Origin of the sequence: Streptomyces sp. NPDC008317 (assembly GCF_042955955.1) — a bacterium.
In the GTDB taxonomy this organism is placed as follows: Bacteria; Actinomycetota; Actinomycetes; order Streptomycetales; family Streptomycetaceae; genus Actinacidiphila.
This window is the reverse complement of sequence record NZ_JBIBFQ010000013.1, coordinates 95726-120426: the sequence shown is the minus strand read 5'-3', so window position 1 is coordinate 120426 and position 24701 is coordinate 95726. Positions and strand designations below refer to the sequence as shown.

The following is a 24701-nucleotide window of genomic DNA, read 5'->3' as shown; positions in this document are numbered from 1 at the left end:
GAGGTCCTTTCCCGGGGGGATCGGCGTGGCGTGAGGACCGCGCCCTCTGGGGTGGGGGCGCGGTCCTGGGGGTGGGGGAGGGTCAGGAGGTGCGGGTGGGGGACGGGGAGGAGGGGTCTCCGAGGACGTGGAGGCCGAGGAGGCCGCCGATGGCGCCCTGGGTGGGCTTGGGGGCCGGGGCGGACGGGGCGGGAGCCTCCGGCTGGGAGGGCGGGGCGGGCGGCGGGGCCTGCGAAGTCCCGCCGGAGGAACCGCCGCTGGAGGAGGACGTCGAGCCGCTGGTCGGGCGGGAGCCCGCGGAGTGGCCGCCGCCGGTCGACGAGGAGGACGTGGACGACGAGGACGTCGGCGCCTTGGACGTCGGCTGCCCCTTGGCCTTCTTCTTGTCCTCGCCCTTCTTCTTGGACTTCGGCGACGCCGACGGCTTCGGCGACGCGCCCTGCGGCCCGCTGCCGCCCGAGACCTCGGGCAGCGGGGAGCCGGGCAGATTGTTGGTCGGAATGACCGTCGGCCGCTGCGGCCTGTCGTCGTGCGTGCTGGACGCGCGGACGGCGGCGCCGAGCACCGAGCCGATCAGCAGCGTCAGACCGGCGATCACGGTGGCGAGCACCGTGCCGCGCCGCAGCACCCGGCGGCGCAGGTCCCACACCGTGACGCGCGGGCCGAGCCGCCGCCAGGCGTCCCCGGCGAGGTGACCGTCGATGGAGTACACCGGCGCGCCCGCAATGATCAGCGGGCTCCACGCGGCGAGGTAGATGAAGTCCGGGGCGTCGTACACCGGGACCGTCCGCCAGCTCACCGTCACCAGCAGCGCGATCGACAGCCCCGCGCCGAAGAAGGCCGCGACACGCTGCCACAGACCGCAGACGGTCAGGACGCCGACGACCACCTGGAGGAAGGCGATGCTCAGGCCAGCGCCCACCGGGTGGTTGAGCGCGGCGTCGCGCAGCGGCTCCGCGAGGGCCCACGGGTGCAGCGAGTTGAGCCAGGTGACCATCGAGCCGCGCTTGCCGCCGTCGAAGTAGACGGGGTCGCAGAGCTTGCCCATGCCCGCGTAGATCGACACGAAGCCGAGGAAGATCCGCAGCGGGAGCAGCACGATGCCGAGGTTCATCCGGCGGTCGGGGTACCAGGCGTGCTTGGCCGGTTCGCCGTTGCGGGTACGCGGCCTGCGCTCGGCGCCGTCGACGGACGAGGAGTCGCCGACGTAGCCCACCCGCTGCTCGTCGGAACCGCCGTCCGCGCCCTCGTCGTACGCGCCGGTCGCCGGGCGTACGCCGCTGAGCAGGCCGGTCGGGGACTGCGCGCCGCGCTGGCCCACGACGGTCGGCACGGGGGGCGCCGCCGTGGTGTCGTCGATCCGCGGCAGCACCTGGGTGGCCGCGCCGGAGGAGTTCGCGCCGCCGGCCACGCCCGCGCGGCGGACCGCCTGGAGCAGTTCCCCGGCCGCCGGGTCGCCCGGCGTGGAGCGGCCCGACCACACCACCGGCGACAGCTTCCGCCGCCCGGCCGCGCCGGGCCGCGCTTGCGTCACGACGGGGATCTGCGCGGTGTCGTCGAGGCTGAGGGCACGGCCCGGGGTCGCGCCGAGCTGCACCCGGAAGCTCGCGTGATTGACGATGACCTGGGCGGGATCGCTCGGCACCCTGGCCATGCTCAACGGAGCGGGCTCGTCGAAGCCGGGCAACCCTCCCCCCGTAGGAGTGCGGGGTGTTCTGGTGTCCACACTCATCTAACCGAGTGACGGACGTTTAGGACACTGCCTCCGCGCCCCCACGATGTCCGAGACCCGTCAACGCCCGGTCAGCGCCCCGGCGATGACGATTCGAAGACGCGTCCGAGAACGCCTCAGGAAGGGTCACAGGGCGGCTCAGAGCCTGCGCCGCGCAAGCTTTTCAGGCCCGGCGCCACGACCCCGGCGCCACAACCACCGCTCAGGCCCTGCGCCGCGACGCCTCGTACAGCACAACACCCGCCGCCACACCGGCGTTCAGCGACTCCGCCGCGCCGCCCGGCATCGGAATCCGCACCAACAGGTCGCACGTCTCGCTGACGAGCCGCGACAGCCCCTTGCCCTCGCTGCCCGCGACGATGACGACGGGCCCCGACAGGGCGTCCAGCTCGTGCAGTTCGAGGTCGCCGTCCGCGGCCAGGCCGACGACGGTGAGCCCGGCCTTCTGGTACGACTCCAGGGTGCGGGTGAGGTTGGTGGCGCGCGCCACCGACACCCGCGCCGCCGTACCCGCGGACGTCTTCCACGCACCGGCCGTCATCCCGGCCGCGCGCCGCTCGGGCACGACGACGCCGTGCCCGCCGAAGGCCGCCACCGAGCGGACGACGGCGCCGAGGTTACGGGGGTCGGTGACACCGTCGAGCGCGACGATCAGCGGGTCCTCGCCCGCGTCGTGCGCGGCGGCGGCCAGATCGTCCGGGTGCGCGTACTCGTACGGCGGGATCTGGAGCACCAGGCCCTGGTGGTTCAGGCCCGCGGTGAGCCGGTCGAGCTCGGGGCGCGGGGCTTCGAGCAGCGGTACGCCGCGGTCGGTGGCCAGCCGCAGCGCCTCCCGTACCCGGTCGTCGTTCTCGATGAACTGCTGGACGTACACAGCTGTGGCCGGGATGTCGGCGCGCAGCGCCTCCACCACCGGATTGCGGCCGACGACCAGCTCGGAGGTCGACTTGGAGCCCCGGCCCGACGGGCGCCGGGACTGCGAGGAGACGGCCCGCTTGGCCGCGGCGTTGGCGACGCGGTTCTTCTTGTGGCCCTTGCGCGCCTCCGCGGGCGGCGTCGGGCCCTTGCCCTCAAGGCCCCTGCGCCGCTGCCCGCCGCTGCCGACCGTGGCGCCCTTTTTGTTGGATGTACGGCGGTTCCTGCGCTGGCTGTTCCCGGCCATGGGGCACTCTCACTTCGCTTCGGTCATGCTCGCCGGACATGGGTCCGGCGTACGGATATACGGGTCGGGTCGGGTCGGGGCGACGGGTCGGGCCCGTCGACCGGAGCCGCGGAGGCGATCCGCCAGGAGGCGTTCCGCCACGGAGGCAGTCGGCCGCTGAGGCGGTCGGCCGCGGGATCGGTCAGCCGCGCAGCGTCCAGCGCGAACCCGTCGGTGTGTCCTCGATCTCCAGACCCGCCTGTACGAGCTGGTCGCGGATCGCGTCGGCGGTCGCGTAGTCCTTGCGGGCGCGGGCCGACTGCCGCTGTTCGAGGACCAGCCGGACCAGGGAGTCCACGACGCCGTGCAGGTCGTCGCCGCGGTCGGCGCCCGTCCAGTGCGCGTCGAGCGGGTCGAGGCCCAGCACTCCGAGCATCGCACGGACCTCGGCCAGACGCGCGACCGCGGTCTCCTTGTCGTCCGCCGTCAGCGCGCTGTTGCCCTGCCGGACGGTGGTGTGGATCACGGCGAGCGCCTGCGGCACTCCCAGGTCGTCGTCCATCGCCTCGGCGAAGGCGGGCGGCACCTCGGCGGCGGGCTCGACCGGCCCGGCTTTCTCGATGACCCGCTGCACGAAGCCCTCGATCCGCGCGAAGGCGGACTCCGCCTCGCGCAGCGCCTCCTCGCTGTACTCGATCATCGACCGGTAGTGCGGGGTGCCCAGGTAGTAGCGCAGCACGATCGGCCGCCAGCGCTGCACCATCTCGGAGACCAGCACCGAGTTGCCGAGCGACTTGCTCATCTTCTCGCCGCTCATGGTGACCCAGGCGTTGTGCACCCAGTAGCGGGCGAACTCGTCGCCGTACGCCTTGGCCTGCGCGATCTCGTTGTCGTGGTGCGGGAAGATCAGGTCGATCCCGCCGCCGTGGATGTCGAAGACGCTGCCCAGGTACTTGTGGGCCATCGCCGAGCACTCCAGGTGCCAGCCGGGACGGCCGCGGCCCCACGGCGTCTCCCACGACGGCTCGCCGGGCTTGGTCGACTTCCACATCGCGAAGTCCCGCTGGTCCCGCTTGCCGGTCTCGCCCTCGCCCTCGGGCTGGCGCAGATTGTCCAGCTCCTGGTTGGACAGCTCCAGGTACTCGGGGAACGAGCGCACGTCGAAGTACACGTTCCCGTCGGCCTCGTACGCGTGCCCGCGCTCGATGAGGCCGCGCATCATCTCGATCATCTCCGGTACGTGGCCGGTGGCGCGCGGCTCGTACGTGGGCGGCTGGCAGCCCAGCGCGTCGTAGCCCGCGGTGAAGGCGCGCTCGTTCTCGTACCCGATCGCCCACCACGGGCGGCCCTGGTCGGCCTCCTTGGCGAGGATCTTGTCGTCGATGTCCGTCACATTGCGGATGAACGTGACGTCGTAGCCGCGGTAGCGGAACCAGCGCTGGATGATGTCGAAGTTGAGCCCGGACCTGATGTGCCCGATGTGCGGGGCCGCCTGCACGGTGGCGCCACACAGGTAGATCGAGACGCAGCCCGGCGTGAGCGGGACGAAGTCACGGACCTGGCGCGCGTTGGTGTCGTACAGGCGAATAGTCACTCCACAAGGGTAGTGGCCCGGAGCGGGTGCCTTGTGCGGTCTGACACAGGGCACACACAACGGTGACAATCGGCTGTACGGCGACCCCCGCGCCCCGGCCCCGCCCGGCTGGACGGCGGCCCGGCTGTACGGACGGCGGCCCAGCTGTACGGACGGCGGCCCCGCGCGGCTCAGCCGTGCTCGACGATGCGGTCCGCGCTCACCCGTACGACGACACGCACGTCCCCGGGCTCGTCGTTGCCGTACTCCTCACCGGTGTACTTCCGGCTCAGCGCGTTGATCAGGTCGTCGCCGCCCTCACGGGTGAGGGTCGCCGTGCCCCGGATCTCCAGGTACTTGTACGGGTTGTCGACCGGGGTCACCAGCACGGTGGTGCGGGGGTCCTTGAGCAGATTGAGGTGCTTGCGACGGCCCTCCTTGGTGGAGACGAGCACGTCGTCACCGTCACGCGTCACCCACACGACGGACAACTGGGCCTGGCCGTCGGGCTGGAGGGTGGCGATGGTCGCGAAATTCTTGCCGTCGATCAGGGCGCGGGCGGAGTCCGGGAGGGCGGCCATGAGCGGGTCCTTTCACATGCCGGGGCGGTGATCTTCCGGCTACGCAACGTGCCGGGCGGGCGGAGAATTCCCCCACCCGCCCGTGGGTTTTCCTCGCTCACTCGTGCGGGTGAGCGCGGACCACCAGTGCCGTCGCGACGGCGGCGAGGCCGTCGCCGCGGCCGGGGAAGCCCAGGCCGTCGCTGGTGGCGGCGCTGACCGAGACGGGGGCGCCGACCGCCGAGGTCAGGACCTTCTGGGCCTCGTCGCGGCGGCGGCCGATCTTGGGGCGCTTGCCGACGACCTGGACCGCCACGTTGCCGATGACGAAGCCCGCGTCGCGCACGATCCGGGCGGCCTCGGTGAGCAGGGCGGTCCCGGAGGCGCCCGCCCACTCGGGCCGGTCGGTGCCGAAGTGGGCGCCGAGGTCACCGAGCCCGGCGGCGGAGAACAGGGCGTTGCAGGCCGCGTGGGCGACGACGTCGGCGTCGGAGTGCCCGGCGAGCCCCGGCCCCTCCCCCTCCCAGAGGAGTCCGGCGCACCACAGCTCGCGCCCTTCCTCGAAGGCGTGGATGTCGGTGCCGATGCCGACCTGGGGAAGCACGTAGCCGGGCGGCAGACCGGAGCCGGGCAGACCGGAACCGGACGGATCGCCGCCGGGCAGATCGGACCCGGACACCCCGTGCCCGAGCGGGCCGTCAGTAGCCATCGGTGGCCCTCCTGCGGGCGAGTACGGCCTCGGCGAGTACGAGGTCCAGCGGGCGGGTGACCTTGAACGCCTCTTCGTGGCCCGGCACGACCAGCACCGGTACGCCGAGCTGTTCGACCATGCTCGCGTCGTCGGTGACATCGCGGGTGACGGTGGCGTGCGCCTTGGCGAGCGTGCCGCGGTCGAAGCCCTGCGGGGTCTGGACGGCGCGCAGCAGGGCGCGCTCCGGGGTGCCGGTGACCAGATGGGTGACCGCGTCGACGCTCTTGACGGTGTCGGCCAGCGGCAGCGCGGGGACGACGGCGGGGGCGCCGCCGCGTACCGCCTCGACCACGCCGTCCACGGTCTCCACCGGCACCAGCGGGCGGGCCGCGTCGTGCACGAGGACGACGTCCACGTCGTCGGGGAGCGCGGCGAGGCCGAGCCGTACCGACTCCTGCCGTACGTCACCGCCGGGGACGACCCGTATGTCGGTGGACTCGGGCAGGCCGTGGGCGTCGAGCAGCGCCCTGACCTCGGGGACGCCCTCGGGCGGGGCGACGACCACGATCACGTCGACGGCGCGGGCGCGGGCCATCGCGCGGACGGCGTGCACCAGGATGGGCACCCCGCCGAGGGTGCGCAGGGCCTTGGGCGCGCCGGGGCCGAGCCGAAGTCCACGGCCGGCGGCGGGAATGACTGCTGCGGTACGCAGGTTTGTGTCCTTGTATGAGGTGGGTATCGCCTGGGAGTACCCCCAGCCGAGGTTGGGGACAGTGCCGGGCAAGCGCTCACCGCGGACCCCTTCCGTGAAGTCCGCGGGGATGTGCCACGCCCGGTACCGCCTGGTGAGCGGTGCCGTATGTCTCCGGCCGTATGTCTCCGGCCGTATGTCTCCGTACGCGGGCACAAGCATGCCGCAGCACCCGGTCGTCATGCCCGACCGGGTGCCGCGGTAATTCCCTCGGGTGGTGTTTCCGGGGGCAGTGCGTCGCCGTACGTCACGGTCGGCGTGGCCACGCCGATTGAGACGAGAAACGAGAACCTCGATGGCACGTGGTGGGCGCGCGCGAGGATCTTAGGACGCGAGAACCTCGTCGAGCAGCGCCTCGGCCTTGTCCTCGTTGGTGTTCTCCGCCAGAGCGAGTTCGCTGACCAGGATCTGCCGGGCCTTGGCGAGCATGCGCTTCTCGCCGGCCGACAGGCCGCGCTCGCGCTCACGACGCCACAGGTCGCGGACCACTTCTGCGACCTTGATGACATCGCCGGAAGCGAGCTTCTCCAGATTTGCCTTGTATCGCCGGGACCAGTTGGTGGGCTCCTCGGTGTACGGCGCGCGCAGCACCTCGAAGACCCGGTCCAGACCCTCCTGACCGACCACGTCGCGTACGCCGACGAACTCCGCATTGTCCGCGGGCACACGTACCGTCAAGTCGCCCTGGGCGACCTTGAGCACCAAGTAGGTCTTGTCCACGCCTTTGATCTGGCGAATTTCGATTGCCTCGATCAGCGCGGCCCCGTGATGGGGATAGACCACGGTGTCGCCAACCTTGAACGTCATGTGACAGGTACCCCTTCCGTGGCTATCCAGGGTAACACGGGAACGCCCTCATCTGAATGGCGTTTTCGCAGGTCAGAGCATATCTCAGGGCTTGACAACGGCCCCCGGGACGTGCTGGAGCATGCCTCCCGCGCGAGGTATCCGCAGGTGGGAGCAGGTATACGGGGAGGCTGAAACGCCGCCGTTACAGGCTCTACCGCCGCCGAACAAGGGGCAGTACGTCCCTATTTGTCGCTCCCGGACGAGTGGATCATCGCTACTCCGTTCGGGAACCTGCCCGCAGATGATCCAATTTTGCACAGTCGTGGAACAACGGCGGAACACTCGCGGAAAACCGGCCGCGCCGATCATGAACGACGTCGGGTAATCACGTCGGGGGAATGCGGAATGCAATGGGTACGCGCGCCCGGCCCGCCACCGGGCGGGTGAACCGCGCGGGTGAGCCGGGCTCCCAGGGGCCACCCGGTGCGCGGGCGCGTCAACGGCTCGGTAATCTAAGGCCGCTGGAAGATCTTCCGAACCTGATCTAGGAGATGCCGCCGCCGTGGTCCGCAGCTTCCGTCGCGGCGCCCTCGCCGCCGTTTTCGCGCTCTCGCTCGCCCCGCTCGCCGCCTGCGCGGCCGGGAACGACGCGCAGACCCTGAAGGTCCAACCGGACAGCGACTCCGTGACTCACGGCGTGATCAAGGTACAGAACGCCGTGGTGCTCACCCAGAGCGCCGGCAACGGACCCGCGACGGTCTCCGCGCGCCTGTTCAACAACGGCGACGACGCCCAGACCCTCCAGTCCGTCCAGCTCGGCTCGACCAGGGTCACGCTCGCGGACAAGGACGGCGGCCAGACCGTCAGCGTCCCCGGCCACGGCACCGTGCTCCTCGGCGGCAAGGGCAACCCGTCCGCCGTCGTGGACAGCGGCACCGAGGCGCTGCGGGACGGCGACGTGCAGAACGCCGTGTTCGAGTTCAGCTCCTCCGGGCCCGTCGCGATCCAGCTCAACGTGATCCCGGCCACCGGCGACTACCAGCAGTTCGGTCCCAGCTCGCTGCCGACCACCCAGGCGCCGACGCCGAGCACCACGCCGACCGGCTCGGCCACGCCCACCGGCTCGGCCACGCCGACGGACACCGCGACCCCGACGGGCACCGCGACCCCGACCTCCTGAGGTCGGTTTTCGGACAACCTGAAACGGCCCGGTGGCACACTCGCCACCGGGCCTTTCCCGTATACGAATCCGGGACGCGCTCTGCCGTCCGCGCGCTGTGTCAGGGCCCGGGACCAACGCCCGGACCCGGGTTTACGGCTCGAACTTGTAGCCCAGGCCGCGGACCGTCACCAGATAGCGCGGCGCGCCCGGGTCGGGCTCGATCTTGGCGCGCAGCCGCTTGACGTGCACGTCGAGGGTCTTGGTGTCACCGACGTAGTCGGCACCCCAGACCCGGTCGATGAGCTGCATACGGGTCAGGACGCGGCCCGCGTTGCGCAGCAGCATCTCCAGCAGGTCGAACTCCTTGAGCGGGAGGTCGACCTTGCCGCCGGAGACGGTGACCACGTGCCGGTCGACGTCCATCCGGACCGGACCGGCCTCCAAGGCGGCCGGGGAGATCTCCTCGGGCTCGCCGCGGCGGCGGAGCACCGCGCGGATGCGGGCGACCAGCTCCCGCGAGGAGAACGGCTTGGTCACATAGTCGTCCGCGCCTATCTCCAGGCCGACGACCTTGTCGATCTCACTGTCCTTGGCGGTCACCATGATGACCGGGACATTGGACTTCAGCCGGAGCTGGCGGCAGACCTCGGTGCCGGGCAGGCCCGGCAGCATGAGGTCGAGCAGCACCAGGTCGGCGCCATTGCGCTCGAACTCGTCCAGCGCGTCGGGCCCGGTCGCGGATATGGCGACCTCGAAGCCCTCCTTGCGGAGCATGTACGACAGCGCGTCGCTGAAGGACTCTTCGTCCTCGACGACGAGTACGCGTGTCACGGAAGGACCTCCGGGGCGGGGATGTGTTCGGGGAGAGAGCGGAAGAGCTGTTCGTCCGACGGCTCGTCCAGCGACTCCTGGTCGGAATCGAGATCGGAGTCGCGGTCGGAGTCGGGATCGGAGTCGGGGTCCGCGTCCGCCTCGGCCACGGGATCGGTGCCGGGCGGCAGTGCGCGGTCGCGGGCGATCCCGGCTTCGGGAAGCCGCAGTGTGAAGGTGGAGCCCTGACCCTCGGCGCTCCACACGGTGACCTCCCCGCCGTGCGAGGCGGCCACGTGTTTGACGATGGACAGCCCGAGCCCGGTGCCGCCGGTGGCCCGCGAACGCGCCGGGTCGACCCGGTAGAAACGCTCGAAGACCCGGTCGCGGTCCTTCTCGGAGAGGCCGATGCCCTGGTCGGTGACGGAGATCTCAATGAGATCCCCGCCGGGTGCGTTGATCCTGCGCCCCGCGATGCCGACCCGCGTACGGGCCGGACTGTAGTTGACAGCGTTCTCGACGAGATTGCCGAGGGCGGCGGCGAGCTGGCCCCGGTTTCCCCATATGTGCAGGTCAGGGGTGGTTCCGGTAGCCATGGTGATCTGTTTGGTGTTGGCCTGGTGACGGCAGCGGTCGACGGCCTCGGCGACGAGGTCGTCCACGGCCACCGGCTCGGCGTCGTCGAGCAGGTCGTCGTCCTGGACCCGGGAGAGGTCGATGATCTCCTGGACCAGGCTGGTCAGCCGGGTGGCCTCGATCTGCATCCGGCCCGCGAAGCGGATGACCGCCTCGGGGTCGTCGGAGGCGTCCATGACGGCCTCCGACAGCAGGGAGAGCGCCCCCACGGGGGTCTTCAGTTCGTGGCTGACATTCGCCACGAAGTCACGGCGGACCGCCTCGATCCGCCGGGCCTCGGTGAGGTCCTCGACCAGCAGCAGCACCAGCCGGGAGCCCAGCGGGGCGACCCGCGCCGAGACCGCGAGACCTTCGCCGCGGCTCACACCGCGGCGCGGCAGGTCCAGTTCCACCTGCCGTATCTCGCCGTCCCGCCGGGTCTCGCGGGCCATCTGCAGCATCTGGTCGACGGCCAGCCGGCCGCCGCGTACCAGCCCGAGGGCGTACGCCGCCGAGCTGGCCTTGACCACCGTGTCGCCCTCGTCCAGGACGACGGCGGAGGACCGCAGGACCGAAAGGACGGTGTCCACGCCCGGCGGCAGCGCGCCGGTCATGTTGTCGGGCCGCATGGCCGTACGGGTGGGGCGGGCCTGTTCCCGCTCGCTCCAGCGGAACGCGAGCACGGCGATCACACCGGTCAGCAGACCGGCTATCGCACTGGCTGCGGCGACTGCCGCGTTCACGTCCATAGCCCCAGGTTAGGTGGGTCGCGCAAGCGATCCACAACCCCGGAAGCTACCTCTCGGATGCTCGTTGCCAAGAGTTCACCTTCACGTGGGGAGTGGTTCACTCAGGGTGTGCGGTCGGTACGCGTACGCCCATCAGCGTGGCAGCGTGGAGGAGAAACCTCTGTTCGGACGGAAGGAAAGCGATGCGGGACGCATATCACGAGGAGCTGGACTCGATCGGTGACGGTCTGGTCGAGATGGCCCGGCTCGTCGGCTCCGCGATCGGCCGCGCCACCACCGCGCTGCTCGACGCGGACCTGAAGGTCGCGGAGAGCGTCATCGCCGCCGACGAGAAGGTCGACGAGATCCAGCGGGAGCTGGAGAACCGGGCGATCACCCTGCTGGCCCGGCAGCAGCCGGTCGCCACCGACCTGCGGATCGTGGTCACGTCGCTGCGGATGAGCGCGGACCTGGAGCGGTCCGGCGACCTCGCCCGCCACGTGGCCAAGCTGGCCCGCCTGCGCTTCCCCGAGTCGGCCGTGCCGCGCGACCTGCACAGCACCATCCTGGAGATGGGCCAGCTCGCGCAGCGCCTGGTCGCCAAGGCCGGCGAGGTCATCGTCAGCAAGGACGTGGACGACGCGCTCCAGCTCGAAGCGGACGACGACCGCATGGACGAGCTGCACCGCACGCTCTTCCAGCACCTGCTGGACGACCGCTGGAAGCACGGCATCGAGACGGCCGTGGACGTGACGCTGGTCGGCCGGTACTACGAGCGCTTCGCCGACCACGCCGTGTCGGTCGCCAAGCGCGTCGTCTACCTGGTCACCGGTGAGCACGCGGACGAGATGACGCCGCAGACGCCGTCGGCGGTGGAGGGCGCGTAGCGCCGTCCGGCGGGGGGCTTTCGCGGCGCGCGGGCCGGTGGCGGCACGGAGGGCTTTCGCGGCGCGCGGGTCGGTCGCCGCGCGTAGGGCGCGTAAGGCATTCGGGGGAGGCCGGAGTGCGCTCGTGCGCCGGGGGTGCGCTATTGAAGGGCGCGGCCGGCGCGGAGTTCACTGGTGGGTAGGCAAGCCTGAGGAGGGTGTACTGATGCAGGAATCCCCCGTCACGCCAACTCCCGTACGCGACCAGCCGTCTTCCGACCACGCCCCGCGGCCGCTCCGGACCCCGCTGCCGCTGGTCGCCGCGTGCGGCTGCGGCTCGGGGTGCGGCTGTGGCTGTCAGTCCGGCGGCGCCTGCCAGTGCGGAGGCTGCACCGGCTGACGCCCCGTCCGTCCCGACTCGTCTGATCCGTACCGTCCCGTCGCACCAACCGTTCACACGGACGACGGCCCGCGCTTCCTGACGGACGCGGGCCGTCGTCATGCCCGGCCAACGACGACGGCCGCGCCCTCGGACCGCCCTTGTGACGACTCGGAAGGCTCCGTCGACGTCCTGCCGGCCGACGGGCTGCTCGGCCGCCGACCCGCCGTCGACCCGTGAACGACAACGCCCCCCGTCTGCGGGAAAACCCGCGGACAGAGGGCGTGGCGGTGCGAGAGGACTACTTCTTGCCCTGGTTCTTGACCGCCTCGATGGCGGCTGCCGCGGCGTCGGGGTCGAGGTAGGTGCCGCCCGGGTTGAGGGGGCGGAAGGAGGCGTCGAGCTGGTAGGAGAGGGGGATGCCGGTGGGGATGTTGAGGCCGGCGATGTCGGCGTCGGAGATGCCGTCGAGGTGCTTGACCAGGGCGCGCAGGGAGTTGCCGTGCGCGGCGACCAGGACGGTGCGGCCCGCGAGCAGGTCGGGGACGATGCCGTCGTACCAGTACGGGAGCATGCGCAGGACGACGTCCTTGAGGCACTCGGTGCGCGGACGCAGCTCCGGCGGGATGCTCGCGTACCGCGCGTCGTCGCTCTGCGAGAACTCGGCGCCGTCCTCCAGGGGCGGCGGCGGGGTGTCGTACGAGCGGCGCCACAGCATGAACTGCTCCTCGCCGAATTCGGCGAGGGTCTGCGCCTTGTCCTTGCCCTGGAGCGCGCCGTAGTGCCGCTCGTTGAGCCGCCAGGAGCGGTGGACGGGCACCCAGTGGCGGTCGGCGGCCTCCAGGGAGAGCTGCGCGGTGCGGATGGCGCGCTTCTGGAGGGAGGTGTGCACCACGTCGGGGAGGAGACCGGCGTCCTTGAGCAGCTCGCCGCCCCGGACCGCCTCCTTCTCACCCTTGTCGTTGAGATTGACGTCCACCCAGCCGGTGAACAGATTCTTCGCGTTCCACTCGCTCTCGCCGTGGCGGAGCAGGATCAGTTGGTACGGAGCAGCAGCCATGGGCCCGAGCCTAATAGAAATCCCCTGGCGCCACCCGACCGCCCTCTGTAATATTCTCCAGCCGGTAGAGGTCATTACACAAAGGGGTCGCGGTGACGGCGTTCAGTCGGGCGGTACGGGAGACGGTGAGCGGTCTTCCCCGCCAGTTCTGGTGGCTGTGGACCAGCACCCTGGTGAACCGCCTCGGCGGCTTCGTCGTGACGTTCCTCGCCCTCTATCTCACCGTGCAGCGCGGCTACTCCGCCTCGTACGCGGGCCTGGTCGCGGCCCTGTTCGGGCTCGGCGGCGCCGCGGGCGCGGTGCTCGGCGGGGTCCTCGCCGACCGGATCGGCCGCCGCCCCACGCTGCTCGCCACCCAGCTCGGCGCAGCCGCCACCACCGCGGTGCTCGGCTTCGTGACCAACCCGCTGGCCATCGCCGCCGTCGCCACCCTCGTCGGCCTGACCAGCAGCGCCTCCCGGCCCGCGCTCTCCGCGATGATCGCCGACCTCGTACCCCCGAAGGACCGGGTGCGCGCCTTCTCCCTCAACTACTGGGCGATCAACATCGGCTTCGGCGTCTCGGCCGCCGCCGCGGGCTTCATCGCCTCCGAGGGATACGTGTGGCTGTTCGTCGGCGACGCGCTGACGACCGTGCTGTGCGCGGTGGTCGTGTACGTCAAGGCGCAGGAGACGCTGCCGGTGACGGCGAAGGTGACGTACGTGGACGGGAGGACGGTGAGCGGGAAGGCGGTGAACGGGAAGGCGGTGAACGAGAAGGCTGGGAGCGGGACGTCGGCGAGCGGGACGACGGCGAAATCCCGTCCCCGTAAGGCGACTTCGCGGCGCGCTGCGGACTCCACCGACATCCGGCTCTCCGACGTCCTGCGCGACCAGCGCTTCATGGCCCTGGTCGGCCTGACCTTCCTGCTCGGCTCGGTGATGAACCAGGCCAACTCCACACTCGCCGTCGACATGGGCGCGCACGGCCTGTCCGCCCGCCAGTTCGGTGTCGTCATCGCCATCAACGGCCTGGTGATCGTGCTGCTCCAGATCCCCGTCACCCGGCTGGTGCGGCGGTACGGCAACGCGGCGCTGCTGGGCGTCGGTTCACTGCTGATGGCGTGGGGCTTCGGCCTGACCGTCCTCGCGGGCTCGGTCGCCCTCTACTCGCTGACCGTCGTCGTATGGACCCTCGGCGAGATCGTGCACGCCCCCGCCTCGATGTCGGTGGTCGCCGACCTCGCCCCGGCCACCGCCCGTGGCCGCTACCAGGGCATGTACACCCTGTCCTGGTCCGCCGCGGCCTTCGCCGGTCCCCTGGTCGGCGGCGTCACCCTCGACCAGCTCGGCCGCACCACCGTCTGGCTGGGCTGCGCCGTCCTCGGCACGCTCGCGGGCGCCGGTTACTACCTGCTGCTGCGCGGCCGTCCGGCCGCCCCGGTCCTCCCCACCGCCCCTGTGGCGGCCGGAGTCGAGGCCCAGGCCCCGGCTCCCCGCGACGCCCCGGAACAGGTCGGCGGCTGAGCGCCGCGGGCCGTTCGCCGACCGGGACACCAGCCGGGACGCCGACAGGGCCACGAAGGCGCTCGGCCGGAAGCCCCGGTCAGCGGCGGAGCCGCAGAGCGCGCTGCGCCTCGTAGAGGTTCGGCGGGTCGATCCCCGGAGTGCCGTAGGACTCCAGGCGCGAGTGCAGCGGGCCCGTGAAGTCGGGGACGTCGATCTGGCCGAAGGGGGTCACCGTGGAGATGCCGACGGTCGCGCTGTAGGGCGCGATGTCGTCGATCTTGACGCAGCCCGCGCGGCCGTTGGTGACGGTGACGTTCCAGTGGGTGAAGCGGGCGCCGTACAGCGGTCCGGCGGAGGCGTCGCCGCCGTGCTGACCGTCGTTGGAGACGGTGATGTCGGTACGGACGCAGGCGAACGGCAGGCCGCGGTGGGTGTCGAAGGTGCCCATCTCCATCCGGCCGCGCGACCAGACGTTGTACGACGACAGGCCCTCGGCGTTGATGCCGTGGAGCTGCGTGCCGGACGGGGCGGGCACGGTGCGCCGGTCGATCGCGAAGTCCTCGACGAGGTTGTCGTGCGAGCCCTCACGGCAGGCGTACGGGTGGTGGCTGCCGCGCCCCGAGACGCGGGTACGGCGGAAGGTGGTGGCCTTCGCCGCGACCATCAGGAAGCCGTTGTCGACGTCGACGGCGTGCACGTCGTCCACCCAGCAGTCCCAAGTGCACTGCGCGACCAGCCCGTTGTACCCCTTGTCGAGCAGATGCGGCGACTGCGGTGTGGGCGTCATCCGGATGGTCAGGCCCTCCACACCGGAGTTGACCAGCGGCTCGACCATCGTGGTGATCCTCGGCCGCCACAGCAGCCGGGTGTCCAGCGGCAGCGGCCGGTCGAAGGTGACGCGCCGTCCCCGGACTTCGGTGATCAGGGCCGGCCATTCGTAGGGGACGTACGAGAGCAGCTTGCTCTTGTCGGACCAGTCGTACGTGGCCGCGCCGTCGACGTCGCCCGCCATGTGGTCGAGCAGGCCGTGCGCGGGGTCGTCGGCGTATTGCAGCAACACGCGTGCGCCGGGTCGCAGTTGGCTGGCACTGTCGACGGTGACGCTCCAACTGCCCTGCGGGGCCTCCTCGGTGACGGTCGCGAGCGTCCGCCACTGGTCGCGCTTGTTGCCGGTCCAGCCCTCGAACGGCCAGTCCTTGGCGCGGATCGCGTCGGTCAGGGAGGCGTAGCGGTCGGCCGGGCACATCCAGACCAGGCCGCCCGCCCAGGACCACGACGACTTGTCGCCGCCGTACCGGCTGCCGTACGGGCCGATGAGGTCGGTCAGCGACCTGGTCGCGTACAGCACGGTGCGTCCGCTGCCCGCGCCGCGCAGGGTGGTGTTGCTCCAGCCGAGCCGGATGACGTCATCGATGCGGTACGTGCCCGGCGGGAGGTGGACGGTGCCGCCGCCCGCCCGGCCGACCTCGCGCAGGGCGCGGTTGATGGCGGGGGCCGCGTCGGCCGAGCCGTCCGCCTTGGCGCCGTAGCGCAGGACGTTCGCGCGGACGGGGTGGCGGCGGAAGCGGCGGGAGCCGCCGTCGTAACCGGCGCGGGCGACGTACGGGATCTGCGGGTGGGTGTACGGGGTCGCGGTGAACTCCCGCCAGAGGGCGAGGGGTTGGCGGCCCCCCTGCCCGGACGGGTCGACGGCCGCGTCGGCGGCCTTCGCCGTACCGCCGAACGCCGTACCGCCGAACGCCGTGCCGCCGAACGGCGTGCCGCCGAGCGCCGTCGCGGCTGCCGCCGCCGAGGTGACCTGGACGCTCGCGGTCAGCAGCTTCCTGCGGCTCATCGCCATGCTTCCACCCTTCACACGTAGGCCGCTCTCACGTATCTGAACGTGGTTCAGATCTACGACTGACGCGAGGGTGTCACGTGGTATGGACCAAGGGGAAGGGGTCGTGCGGTGATTCTTAGGACTGACCTTCGGTCAGGTGAGTGAACGCGTCCAGATTCCTGGTGGACTCGCCGCGCGACACCCGCCACGCGTACTCCTTGCGGATGGAGGTGGCGAACCCCAGCTCCAGCAGCGTGTTGAAGGAGCCGTCCGCGTTCTCCACGACCGCGCCGAGCAGCCGGTCGACCTCTTCCGGCGTGACGGCGGCCAGCGGGAGGCGGCCGTTGAGGTAGACGTCACCGAGCCGGTCGATGGCGTAACTCACCCCGTACAGACGGAGGTTGCGCTCCAGCAGCCAGCGGTAGAAGGCTTCCTGGTTCTCGTCGGGGTGGCGGACGACGAAGGCGTTCAGCGACAGGGTGTGGGCGCCGACCAGGAAGGAGCAGGTGGTGGAGAGCTTGCGGGTGCCCGGCAGTTGGGTGACGTACGTGTCCGGGCGCGGCGACTCCCACGGCAAGTCGGCTTCGCGCAGGGCCTGTTCGAGCGCGCGGACGGCTCGCGCCCGAAGGTCGCCGCGCGGGGCGTCGGGGGTCGCGCCGCCATGGGCACCGTCATGGGCTCCGTCGTCGGTGTCACCGTTGACGTCCACCGGGGTCTCCTCAGCCATGCGCCGATCGTAGGTGACGGCGGTGTTCGGCCTGCGCAGCCGCGTACACCTCGGTGGTGTCGGCCGCGGCCTTCCCCCAGCCGAACTCCCGCGCGTGCCGGGCCGCCGCCGCGCCCAGCGAGTCGCCGAGCGCCGGGTTGTCGATGAAACGGCGCAGCACCCGCGCGTAGTCCCGGGGGTCGTGCCCCGGTACGAGGAAGCCGGTGCGGTCGTCCGCCACCGCGACCGGCAGCCCGCCGACCGCCGCCGCGACCACCGGCGTACCGCACGCCTGCGCCTCTATCGCGACCAGCCCGAAGGACTCGTTGTACGACGGCATGACCAGGACGGTCGCCGCCCGGTACCAGTCCGCGAGCCGCTCCTGGTCCACCGGCGGCTGGAACCGTACGACGTCGGACACGCCGAGCCGCGCGGCCAGCTTGTGCAGCGCCTCCGGCTTGGCCAGGCCGCTGCCGCTGGGGCCGCCGACGATCGGCACGAGGAGGCGGTCGCGCAGCGTCGGGTCCTCGTCCAGCAGCACCGCGACGGCGCGGATCAGCACGTCGGGGGCCTTCAGGGGCTGTATCCGGCCCGCGAAGAGCGGGATCACCGCGTCCTGCGGGAGCCCGAGGCGCCGACGAGCCGCCGCGCGGCCCGGCTCCGGGCGGAAGCGGTCCAGATTCACGCCGGGGTGCACGACCGCGACCTTCGAGGCGGTCGCCTCGTAGTACCGCACCAACTCGTCGGCTTCCTCGGCGGTGTTGGCGATCAGGCGGTCGGCCGCCGCCACGACCTGCGTCTCGCCGATCACCCGCGCGGCGGGCTCGGGACAGTCGTCCTCGGCCAGCGCCGCGTTCTTGACCTTGGCCATGGTGTGCATGGCGTGCACCAGCGGCACGCCCCAGCGCTGCGCCGCCAGCCAGCCGACGTGGCCCGAGAGCCAGTAGTGCGAGTGCACCAGGTCGTAGTAACCCGGGCGGTGGCCCGCCCATGCCTGCATCACCCCGTGCGTGAACGCGCAGAGCTGCGCGGGCAGCTCTTCCTTGGCCAGACCCTCGTACGGGCCCGCGTCCACGTGCCGCACCAGCACACCGGGGGCCAGCTCGACCGCCGGGGGCAGCGCCCCCGTGGTGGCCCGCGTGAAGATCTCGACCTCCACGTTCAGGTCGGCGAGGCGCTTGGCCAGCTCCACGATGTAGACGTTCATGCCGCCCGCGTCGCCGGTGCCCGGCTGGTGCAGCGGTGACGTGTGCACGCTCAGCATCGCGACTCGGCGTACGCGGCGGCCTCCGGTGCGGCGACCCCTCATCCCCAGCGCGTGCTTGTGCTTCTGCGCACCGCGCAGCGCGGCGAGCCGGGACGACGTCTGCTGGGTCACCATGCGTTCCTTCCGAAGGCCGTACCCCCGCGTTCAACCATGGGGAACGCCGGAACTGGCGGTTCCATTTCCTTGTTGCCGAAGCGTGACCTTGGGGGGTGGGTGGCGTCTTGGTCTTTTTGTCTTTTTTTCCCGCCCGCCCACCCGTGCGGGTGCTTTCTTCGTCTGCGGGTGCCGCCTGTGCCTGGTCGGTCCCGGCCCGGGGCACCTCCTCGGGCGACGAACCTGCGGCCACCTGCGCCTGCTTCTGCCCCTGCCCGTTCGTCCCCCTGCGGGGGCACCCCGCACCGTCCCCTCCGGTCCGCCGGCGCCCGCCTGTCCGCTGTGGCTGAGGAGGGAGGGGGTGGGTGGGCACCTTGGCGCTCGCTCGTGGGGGGCGGGGAGGAGGGCGGGCGCAGGTAAGCCTGGCGGCGGTGGCCCACCCGTGGGGGCGGCGAGTCAGGGCATGGGCGGGCGGGGTCGGCGGACTAGCTGGAGGGCACCCCCGGGGCCGGGCGGTGACGCAGGGCGGCTCGCCGAAAGACCCCCCTCCCCCGGCAACCCCCACCGGCAGGCGGACGCCGACGAGCGAGGAGGGGACGGGCCGGGGTGCCCCCGCAGAAATACGTTGACGGCCGGGTACCGGATGCGCAAAGGCCAGGTGATACGGATTTCGAGGAGGTACCCCGGACCGGCACCGACCCAGGCACAAGCGGCACCCGCAGACGACAACACACCCGCACGGGTGGGCGGGCGGGAAAGACTAGAGTCGAGGAATGCGCGGCATGGTGGGGGTGGTGACCAGAGGAACCACCGGGCCCAACCGGCTGCGCCGGATGGACCGGTGGATCACCACCGCGCTGGAAGCGGAACTGCGGAGAGCCGACCACCCCGTCGTCGTCGACCTCGGATACGGCGCCGCCCCCTGGACAGCGGTGGAACTCCTGAGCCGCCTCCAGGCGGTAAGAGAAGACGTCCAGGTCGTCGGCGTCGAGATCGACCCGGCCCGCGTCGCGGCAGCGAAACCGTACGAGCGCGACAACCTGAGCTTCATACACGGCGGCTTCGAAGTCCCCCTCCCCCACGGAAGCCGCCCCGTCCTGATCAGGGCGGCGAACGTCCTGCGCCAGTACGACGAAAGCGAGGTCGCCGCCGTATGGACCCGGCTGCGCGGCCGGCTCGCCCCCGGCGGCCTCCTCGTGGAAGGCACCTGCGACGAGATCGGCCGCCGCCACGTCTGGGTGGCGCTCGGCCCCGAAGGCCCCCGAAGCGTCACCTTCGCCACCCGCCTCGGCTCCCTCGACCGCCCCTCCGACCTGGCCGAACGCCTCCCGAAGGCGTTGATCCACCGCAATGTGCCCGGCGAATCCGTGCACGCGTTCCTCACCGCCTTCGACCGGGCCTGGGCCTCGGCCGCTCCCCTGTCCACCCTGGGCGCGCGCCAGCGCTGGATCCGCGCCGTCACCTCGCTGCGCGCGGACGGCTGGCCGGTCGTGGACGGCCCCGCCCGGTGGCGCCAGGGCGAGGTCACGGTCGCCTGGCCCGCCCTCGCCCCGCACGCGTAACGCCCTCTCGCCCTTCCCCTTTACGGCTCGCCGTGCCACCATCCGCCAAGATGTGACGGCCCGTCAGATAAGCCCTGCGTTCAGCGGCGCGAGGAGCCGCGCGAACAGCCGCCGCGACCGTGACGTGAGGGAGGCTCGGATGACCCGCGGAATCCGAAGCGGCACCTGCGCGGCAGCGCTCACGGCGCTCACCGCCACGGTCGCGCTGACCACCGCCACCGCCACGGCCCCGGCGCAAGCCGCACCCCCGCGCACCGTGGCGCAGGTCAGGGCCGAGGTGGACGCGCTGTACCGGCAGGCGGAGGCGGCGACGGACGCGTACAACGCGGCCGGGGAACGCGTACGGGCCCAGCAGCACGACCTGGTGGCGCTGGCGGTGGCCATCGACCGTACGCAGACACGCCTGCGCACGCTCACCGCGCAGGCGGGGGCGCTGGCCCGCGCGCAGTACCGGGCCGGCGGGGTGCCGGACACGCTGCGGCTGGCGATGTCGGGGGACCCCGACACCTTCCTGTCGGACGCGGGACTCGCCGCCCGCGGCGCCCGCGCGGCGAGCGCCACGATCGACGCGCTGGCCGACACGCGCGGGAAGCTGGACGGCTACGCGCACGCCGCCACCGAGCGGTGGCAGCAACTGGTCGACGCGCAGCGGACGGCGGCCGGGGCGCGGCAGCGCGTACGGGCCAGGCTCGCCGAGGCCACCGCGCTGCTGGCCACGCTCAAGGAACAGGAGCGCGTCCGGCTCGCGCGGCTCGAGGACGAGGCGGCGTACCGCGCGCAGAGCGACTGGCTGGCGACCGGTGACGCGAAACGCCTGGTCACCGCCGCGTCCACGGCGTCCTCCGCCGCGGGCCGCCGCGCCGTGGCCTTCGCGACCCGGCAGATCGGGAAGCCGTACGTGTGGGGCGCGGCGGGCCCGTCCTCGTACGACTGCTCCGGGCTCACCTCCCAGGCGTGGGCGGCGGCGGGCCGTCCCATCCCGCGCACCTCGCAAGAGCAGTGGGCGCGCCTCCCCCACGTGCCCGTGGACCGGATGCGCCCCGGCGACCTCGTCATCTACTTCTCCGACGCCAGCCACGTCGGCATCTACGTCGGCGGCGGCGCGATCGTCCACGCGCCGCGCCCGGGGCGGGACGTGGTGGTGGCGGGGGCCGGTTCGATGCCGATCCTGGGGGTCGTACGACCGGGTTGATGACGGTTCGCGCGTATCTGGACGGAGGGAGACGTGGGGCGCGGAGGGATACGTGGGCGGGTACGCGTACGGGCGGCGGTCCGGATGCGGGCGGCGGTCCGGATGCGGGTCGCGGCGGGGGCGGGGTTGTGGCCGCCACGCGTGACCTTGGTCATGTGCGGATCAACACATCCACCGCGAAATCCCCTGCTGACCGCCGCATATGACGCTGACGGTTCACTCTCTGCCCTCCCGTCACCTTGCCTCCAGCCACTAGGGTCTCCGGAGATCCTCGGGGGAGGGAAGGAGTCGCTTGATGTCCGCAGCCCAACGCGGCACCGATCGGCCCTCAGCCACCGACGAGACGCGCGGGGCCGAGGGCCCCGCTGCCGTACCCGGTTCGGGGACGGCTTCCACGGCCGGGCCCTCGCCCCTTTCCGTACCGCCGTCCGTACCGACATCGGTCGCCGTGCCGGGGTCCGTCCCCGTACCGGCGTCCGTCCCCGTACCGCCGTCCACCGCCGTACCGGCGTCCGTCCCCGTATCGGCGTCCACCGCGCCGTACACGGAGTCCGGCGCCCTCTCGCTGCCCCGGCAGCGGCAGGATCCGGGCAGCGGTCCCGCGATCTTCACGCTGCTGGTGATCGGCGAGGACGCGACGGACGCCTTCACCGCGCCGTGGTTCCAGGAGCGCGGCGGGCCGCGGATCCGTATCCTGCGGGCACGTAATCTCACCGCGGCCGGCCGTCTGCTCACCGACGACGTGCACTGCATCCTGCTCGACCTGCCCGACGTGCTGGACGGCCTGCGGCAGGTGCTGCGGCTCGCGCCCGGCACCGCCGTACTCGTCCTGACCGACGGCGCGGACGACGGGCGGGCCGCGGAGGCCGTACGGGTCGGCGCCCAGGACCACCTCGCGCGGCACGAGGTCGACGCCGGGACCGTCACGCGCGCCGTCCGCTACGCCGTCGAGCGCAAGCGTGCCGACCTCGCGCACCGGCAGCTCACCGAGACGAAGCTGCTCGCGCAGGAGAACTCCCGGCTGGAGCGCGGCCTGCTGCCGACCCCGCTGCTGGACGGCGCGAGCCTGCGTTTCGCGGCGCGTTACCGCCCGGGGCGCAGCCGCGCCCTGCTCGGCGGCGACTTCTACGACACCGTCCGCGCCCCCGACGGCACCGTCCACGCGATGATCGGCGACGTCTGCGGCCACGGCCCGGACGCCGCCGCCCTCGGGGTCCAACTCCGCATCGCCTGGCGCGCGTTGACCTTCGCCGGGCTCGGCGGCGACGCGCTGCTGCGTACGCTCCAGCAAGTGCTCGAACACGAGCGGTCGGACGACGAGATCTTCGCGACGCTCTGCACCGTCGACATCGCGCCGGACGCGCGCAGCGCCGATCTGCATCTGGCCGGACACCCGGCGCCGCTGCTCTCGACCCCCGGCGCTCCCGGCAGCGTGCCGGAACTGCTGCCGTACACGGAGGGCGGCCCGGCGCTCGGCCTGCTCCCGGACGCCCGCTGGCAGCGGATACCGGTACGGCTGCGCGGCGAGTGGAGCCTGATGCTCTACACCGACGGCCTGATCGAGGGCCGGATCGGCCAGGGCACGCAGCGGCTCGGGCAGGACGGGATGGTACGGATGACCGCCCGGCTGCTGGCCGAGGGCCTGCGCGGCGAGGAACTGCTCGACGCGACGCTCACGGAGGCGCGGGAGCTGAACGGCGGGGAGCTGACGGACGACGTGGCGGTCGTGCTGCTGGAGCGGCCGAAGCGGATCTGAGGCCGGTCCGCTGGGGGGCCGGTCCGCCCGATATATATGGCCCGGTGGATACGGGCCGGTGGGTACGGCCCGGCGGGTACGCGTTAGCCGTTGTACGGGCCGTACGGGCCGTCGCTGCTGCTGCCACCGCCGCGGCGCCGCCGCAGGCCGCCGCCACGGCGCGGTCCGGTGATCTGCCGTACGGCGGGGCGTACGTCCACCATGTACACGATCACGGCGACCAGGCCGATGACCGGCAGGAACGACAGCACCGAGAACAGCTTCATCACCACGGCCGCGATGCCGAGGATGATCAGCCAGAACGCCTTGGTGTTCTTGTCCGCCGCCCGGTACGCGTCCTCACGGCGGATCGCCGCGTCCACGAAGGCGAAGGCCGCGAAGAGGAAGAGCGCCCACGACACCAGGCCGAGCACCCCGAAGAACCCCGTGATCAGCACGCCGTCCACCGCCCTTGTCGCTGTCGGCCGGCACCGTGCCGACCGTCCGCTTGTCGCCCGCCCAACCGTACCGGCTCCTGCACGAACAACGGGCCGGGCTCGCAAAGCGTGCCCGGCCCTCGCCTCACTCCGCGGACTTGTCGGTCGCCTTCTTCGCGCCACTCGGCTTACGGGGCGTGGTCTTGCGGGCGGCCGGCTTGTCGCCGGACGTGTCGGCGGGCTTCGCGGCCAGCCGGTCGCCGATCGACTCGGTCAGCGGCTCGTCGGCCGGGATGTCCGCGAGCTTCACGGCCGGCGGGATCTCCATGATTTCGTCGGCCGCGCCGCCGCGCCACTGAGCGACCGCGCCCTTGCCGCGCTCGGCCAGCTCGTCGTACGTCTCGCGCGCCTTGACCGCGTACTCGGCGGCCCGGCCCACGCCCTGGAGCGCCAGGTCCTGCACGGACCCGCCGATCTTCTTCAGGTCCAAGTCGATGCCGCTGATCGTCTCGTTCAGCCGCGTCTGCGCCTTGGTCGACGCGTCCTTGGCCTGCGCGGTGACCCGCTGCTGCACGTCCTTGGGGTCGGTGCCGCGGATCTTCTCGATCCGCTCGGGCGCCTGGTCCTTCAGCTTCTCCAGCAGCGCGGGCACCTCGCGGAGCTTCGCCGCGGCGAGGTCCGCCGTGCCCGCGACCGCGTACAGCGGGGTCGGGTTGCGCAGGCTCTTGACGATGTCGTCGGTGATGGTCATTTCTCGGATTCCTCCCGTACGAGTGTCGGAGACGAATCCGCCTCCACGTTCTTCCGCTCTTCTTCGGCGTTCTTCTGTTCTTCTTCGGCCTGTCGTGCGGCTTCCTCGGCCTTGGCGGCCGATTCCGCGGCGGCGTTCTCTTTCCTGAAGGACTCGTAGATCTGGATGAGCACCTGCTTCTGCCGCTCGTCGATCGACGGGTCCGACATGATCACCGCCGGCACCTCCAGCTCGTCCCGCTCCCGCGCGTCGAGCATCCCCGCCTGCACGTAGAGCGTCTCCGCCGAGATCCGCAACGCCTTCGCCAACTGCTGCAGGATCTCCGCACTAGGCTTCCGCAGCCCGCGCTCGATCTGGCTCAGATACGGATTCGACACACCGGCCGCCTCCGCCAACTGCCGCAGGCTGAGCCGCGCCCCCCGCCGCTGCTCCCGCAGGTACTCCCCGACGTTGCCCACCTTCAGCGAAGCCATGCCTCCACCTTCCCCCACCCCGCTAACTTTTGCAAGCACACCGCTTGCAACAGTGACCCTCCCAGCCTCACCGACTGCTCCCCCGGCCCCCGATGCCCCCCCCTGCCGCCGGTACGTCCGGGGCCGGTGCTGTCAGGGCCGGGAGATAGCGTTTTCGGCGACACCTGGACCCTGGAGGCCACTTTGAGCTGGGACCTTCTCCTTCTGCCGCTTCCTGCGGACATCCCGTCGGTCGGCGAGCTCCCCGAGGGCTACCGCGACCGGGTTGCCGGTGACTCGCGGGGCGGTCGCTGACGGCCGACCGGAGAGAGCGGCGGCCGGA

22 protein-coding genes are annotated in these 24701 nt (G+C 71.9%); 6 read left to right on the top strand and 16 right to left on the bottom strand.

Going from position 1 to position 24701, the window contains the following annotated elements; genetic code table 11:
* Window positions 1-82: 82 nt before the first annotated feature.
* The 7 genes from ACFY9V_RS32840 to ACFY9V_RS32810 all read right to left on the bottom strand — a co-directional run bounded on the left by ACFY9V_RS32840 (window position 83) and on the right by ACFY9V_RS32810 (window position 7255).
* The gene (locus tag ACFY9V_RS32840) at window positions 83-1654 is read right to left on the bottom strand and encodes a DoxX family membrane protein (protein WP_391164092.1); all 1572 of its coding nucleotides are present in this window, start codon (window positions 1652-1654) and stop codon (window positions 83-85) included.
* A gap of 280 nt (window positions 1655-1934) precedes the next feature.
* A complete protein-coding gene (rlmB, locus tag ACFY9V_RS32835; protein ID WP_355342096.1) occupies window positions 1935-2894 on the bottom strand; it encodes a 23S rRNA (guanosine(2251)-2'-O)-methyltransferase RlmB in 960 nt (319 codons plus the stop codon).
* 181 nt (window positions 2895-3075) lie between these two features.
* Window positions 3076-4467, bottom strand: coding sequence for a cysteine--tRNA ligase (cysS, locus tag ACFY9V_RS32830; RefSeq protein WP_355342093.1), 1392 nt, complete (start codon window positions 4465-4467; stop codon window positions 3076-3078).
* Between the two features lie 170 nt (window positions 4468-4637).
* Window positions 4638-5027: a PPOX class F420-dependent oxidoreductase gene (locus ACFY9V_RS32825; protein ID WP_355342090.1), complete on the bottom strand. Its 390-nt coding sequence runs from the start codon at window positions 5025-5027 to the stop codon at window positions 4638-4640.
* A gap of 97 nt (window positions 5028-5124) precedes the next feature.
* Window positions 5125-5715 (bottom strand): 2-C-methyl-D-erythritol 2,4-cyclodiphosphate synthase, encoded by a 591-nt coding sequence (gene ispF / locus ACFY9V_RS32820; RefSeq protein WP_391049670.1) that lies wholly within the window; start codon window positions 5713-5715, stop codon window positions 5125-5127.
* Entirely contained in the window at window positions 5705-6436 is a 732-nt protein-coding gene (gene ispD, locus ACFY9V_RS32815; RefSeq protein WP_391164090.1) for a 2-C-methyl-D-erythritol 4-phosphate cytidylyltransferase, read from the bottom strand. The genes ispF and ispD overlap by 11 nt, the downstream gene beginning before the upstream one ends.
* A gap of 336 nt (window positions 6437-6772) precedes the next feature.
* Window positions 6773-7255: a CarD family transcriptional regulator gene (locus ACFY9V_RS32810; protein ID WP_033174074.1), complete on the bottom strand. Its 483-nt coding sequence runs from the start codon at window positions 7253-7255 to the stop codon at window positions 6773-6775.
* A 544-nt stretch (window positions 7256-7799) separates the two neighbouring features.
* On the opposite strand from ACFY9V_RS32810, the gene ACFY9V_RS32805 reads away from it, so the two are divergent.
* Window positions 7800-8417 carry a DUF461 domain-containing protein gene (locus ACFY9V_RS32805; protein ID WP_355342083.1) on the top strand — a complete coding sequence of 206 codons (618 nt, stop codon included), beginning with the start codon at window positions 7800-7802 and terminating at the stop codon, window positions 8415-8417.
* 132 nt (window positions 8418-8549) lie between these two features.
* Here ACFY9V_RS32805 and ACFY9V_RS32800 read toward each other — a convergent pair whose 3' ends face one another.
* Window positions 8550-9230, bottom strand: coding sequence for a response regulator transcription factor (locus tag ACFY9V_RS32800; protein ID WP_093716893.1), 681 nt, complete (start codon window positions 9228-9230; stop codon window positions 8550-8552).
* Window positions 9227-10573, bottom strand: a complete 1347-nt coding sequence (locus ACFY9V_RS32795; RefSeq protein ID WP_355342080.1) for an ATP-binding protein — start codon at window positions 10571-10573, stop codon at window positions 9227-9229. Before ACFY9V_RS32795 ends, ACFY9V_RS32800 begins: the two co-directional genes overlap by 4 nt.
* Window positions 10574-10755: 182 nt before the next feature.
* Here ACFY9V_RS32795 and phoU point away from each other — a divergent pair, with 182 nt between their 5' ends.
* A complete protein-coding gene (gene phoU, locus ACFY9V_RS32790) occupies window positions 10756-11439 on the top strand; it encodes a phosphate signaling complex protein PhoU (protein ID WP_355342077.1) in 684 nt (227 codons plus the stop codon).
* A gap of 659 nt (window positions 11440-12098) precedes the next feature.
* On the opposite strand, the gene ACFY9V_RS32785 is transcribed toward phoU, so the two are convergent.
* Entirely contained in the window at window positions 12099-12857 is a 759-nt protein-coding gene (locus ACFY9V_RS32785) for a phosphoglyceromutase (RefSeq protein WP_355342074.1), read from the bottom strand.
* A 92-nt stretch (window positions 12858-12949) separates the two neighbouring features.
* On the opposite strand from ACFY9V_RS32785, the gene ACFY9V_RS32780 reads away from it, so the two are divergent.
* Complete coding sequence (locus tag ACFY9V_RS32780; RefSeq protein WP_391164056.1) at window positions 12950-14362, top strand: MFS transporter; 1413 nt, start codon at window positions 12950-12952, stop codon at window positions 14360-14362.
* A 79-nt stretch (window positions 14363-14441) separates the two neighbouring features.
* Here ACFY9V_RS32780 and ACFY9V_RS32775 read toward each other — a convergent pair whose 3' ends face one another.
* The 3 genes from ACFY9V_RS32775 to mshA all read right to left on the bottom strand — a co-directional run bounded on the left by ACFY9V_RS32775 (window position 14442) and on the right by mshA (window position 18178).
* Window positions 14442-16184: a glycosyl hydrolase family 28-related protein gene (locus ACFY9V_RS32775; protein ID WP_391164055.1), complete on the bottom strand. Its 1743-nt coding sequence runs from the start codon at window positions 16182-16184 to the stop codon at window positions 14442-14444.
* 115 nt (window positions 16185-16299) lie between these two features.
* Entirely contained in the window at window positions 16300-16890 is a 591-nt protein-coding gene (locus tag ACFY9V_RS32770) for a YbjN domain-containing protein (RefSeq protein ID WP_391049679.1), read from the bottom strand.
* Window positions 16883-18178: a D-inositol-3-phosphate glycosyltransferase gene (mshA, locus tag ACFY9V_RS32765; protein WP_391164089.1), complete on the bottom strand. Its 1296-nt coding sequence runs from the start codon at window positions 18176-18178 to the stop codon at window positions 16883-16885. The genes ACFY9V_RS32770 and mshA overlap by 8 nt, the downstream gene beginning before the upstream one ends.
* Window positions 18179-19002: 824 nt before the next feature.
* On the opposite strand from mshA, the gene ACFY9V_RS32760 reads away from it, so the two are divergent.
* From ACFY9V_RS32760 to ACFY9V_RS32750, 3 genes are all read left to right on the top strand, one after another.
* A complete protein-coding gene (locus ACFY9V_RS32760) occupies window positions 19003-19791 on the top strand; it encodes a class I SAM-dependent methyltransferase (protein WP_391164054.1) in 789 nt (262 codons plus the stop codon).
* A 139-nt stretch (window positions 19792-19930) separates the two neighbouring features.
* Window positions 19931-20983 carry an NlpC/P60 family protein gene (locus ACFY9V_RS32755; protein WP_391164053.1) on the top strand — a complete coding sequence of 351 codons (1053 nt, stop codon included), beginning with the start codon at window positions 19931-19933 and terminating at the stop codon, window positions 20981-20983.
* Between the two features lie 295 nt (window positions 20984-21278).
* Window positions 21279-22739, top strand: a complete 1461-nt coding sequence (locus ACFY9V_RS32750) for a SpoIIE family protein phosphatase (protein WP_391164052.1) — start codon at window positions 21279-21281, stop codon at window positions 22737-22739.
* A gap of 83 nt (window positions 22740-22822) precedes the next feature.
* Here ACFY9V_RS32750 and ACFY9V_RS32745 read toward each other — a convergent pair whose 3' ends face one another.
* From ACFY9V_RS32745 to ACFY9V_RS32735, 3 genes are all read right to left on the bottom strand, one after another.
* Window positions 22823-23176: a DUF2516 family protein gene (locus tag ACFY9V_RS32745; RefSeq protein ID WP_355342053.1), complete on the bottom strand. Its 354-nt coding sequence runs from the start codon at window positions 23174-23176 to the stop codon at window positions 22823-22825.
* A gap of 124 nt (window positions 23177-23300) precedes the next feature.
* A complete protein-coding gene (locus ACFY9V_RS32740) occupies window positions 23301-23906 on the bottom strand; it encodes a hypothetical protein (RefSeq protein WP_355342050.1) in 606 nt (201 codons plus the stop codon).
* Window positions 23903-24379: a helix-turn-helix transcriptional regulator gene (locus ACFY9V_RS32735; RefSeq protein WP_355342047.1), complete on the bottom strand. Its 477-nt coding sequence runs from the start codon at window positions 24377-24379 to the stop codon at window positions 23903-23905. Before ACFY9V_RS32735 ends, ACFY9V_RS32740 begins: the two co-directional genes overlap by 4 nt.
* Window positions 24380-24701: the final 322 nt, after the last annotated feature.

Coding starts and splice junctions, on each gene's coding strand:
- ACFY9V_RS32840 (WP_391164092.1), bottom strand. CDS start 1,654: ATGGCCAGGGTGCCGAGCGATCCCGCCCAGGTCATCGTCAATCACGCG.
- rlmB (WP_355342096.1), bottom strand. CDS start 2,894: ATGGCCGGGAACAGCCAGCGCAGGAACCGCCGTACATCCAACAAAAAG.
- ACFY9V_RS32825 (WP_355342090.1), bottom strand. CDS start 5,027: ATGGCCGCCCTCCCGGACTCCGCCCGCGCCCTGATCGACGGCAAGAAT.
- ispF (WP_391049670.1), bottom strand. CDS start 5,715: ATGGCTACTGACGGCCCGCTCGGGCACGGGGTGTCCGGGTCCGATCTG.
- ACFY9V_RS32810 (WP_033174074.1), bottom strand. CDS start 7,255: ATGACGTTCAAGGTTGGCGACACCGTGGTCTATCCCCATCACGGGGCC.
- ACFY9V_RS32795 (WP_355342080.1), bottom strand. CDS start 10,573: ATGGACGTGAACGCGGCAGTCGCCGCAGCCAGTGCGATAGCCGGTCTG.
- phoU (WP_355342077.1), top strand. CDS start 10,756: ATGCGGGACGCATATCACGAGGAGCTGGACTCGATCGGTGACGGTCTG.
- ACFY9V_RS32785 (WP_355342074.1), bottom strand. CDS start 12,857: ATGGCTGCTGCTCCGTACCAACTGATCCTGCTCCGCCACGGCGAGAGC.
- ACFY9V_RS32775 (WP_391164055.1), bottom strand. CDS start 16,184: ATGGCGATGAGCCGCAGGAAGCTGCTGACCGCGAGCGTCCAGGTCACC.
- ACFY9V_RS32770 (WP_391049679.1), bottom strand. CDS start 16,890: ATGGCTGAGGAGACCCCGGTGGACGTCAACGGTGACACCGACGACGGA.
- mshA (WP_391164089.1), bottom strand. CDS start 18,178: ATGAGGGGTCGCCGCACCGGAGGCCGCCGCGTACGCCGAGTCGCGATG.
- ACFY9V_RS32760 (WP_391164054.1), top strand. CDS start 19,003: ATGCGCGGCATGGTGGGGGTGGTGACCAGAGGAACCACCGGGCCCAAC.
- ACFY9V_RS32755 (WP_391164053.1), top strand. CDS start 19,931: ATGACCCGCGGAATCCGAAGCGGCACCTGCGCGGCAGCGCTCACGGCG.
- ACFY9V_RS32750 (WP_391164052.1), top strand. CDS start 21,279: ATGTCCGCAGCCCAACGCGGCACCGATCGGCCCTCAGCCACCGACGAG.
- ACFY9V_RS32740 (WP_355342050.1), bottom strand. CDS start 23,906: ATGACCATCACCGACGACATCGTCAAGAGCCTGCGCAACCCGACCCCG.
- ACFY9V_RS32735 (WP_355342047.1), bottom strand. CDS start 24,379: ATGGCTTCGCTGAAGGTGGGCAACGTCGGGGAGTACCTGCGGGAGCAG.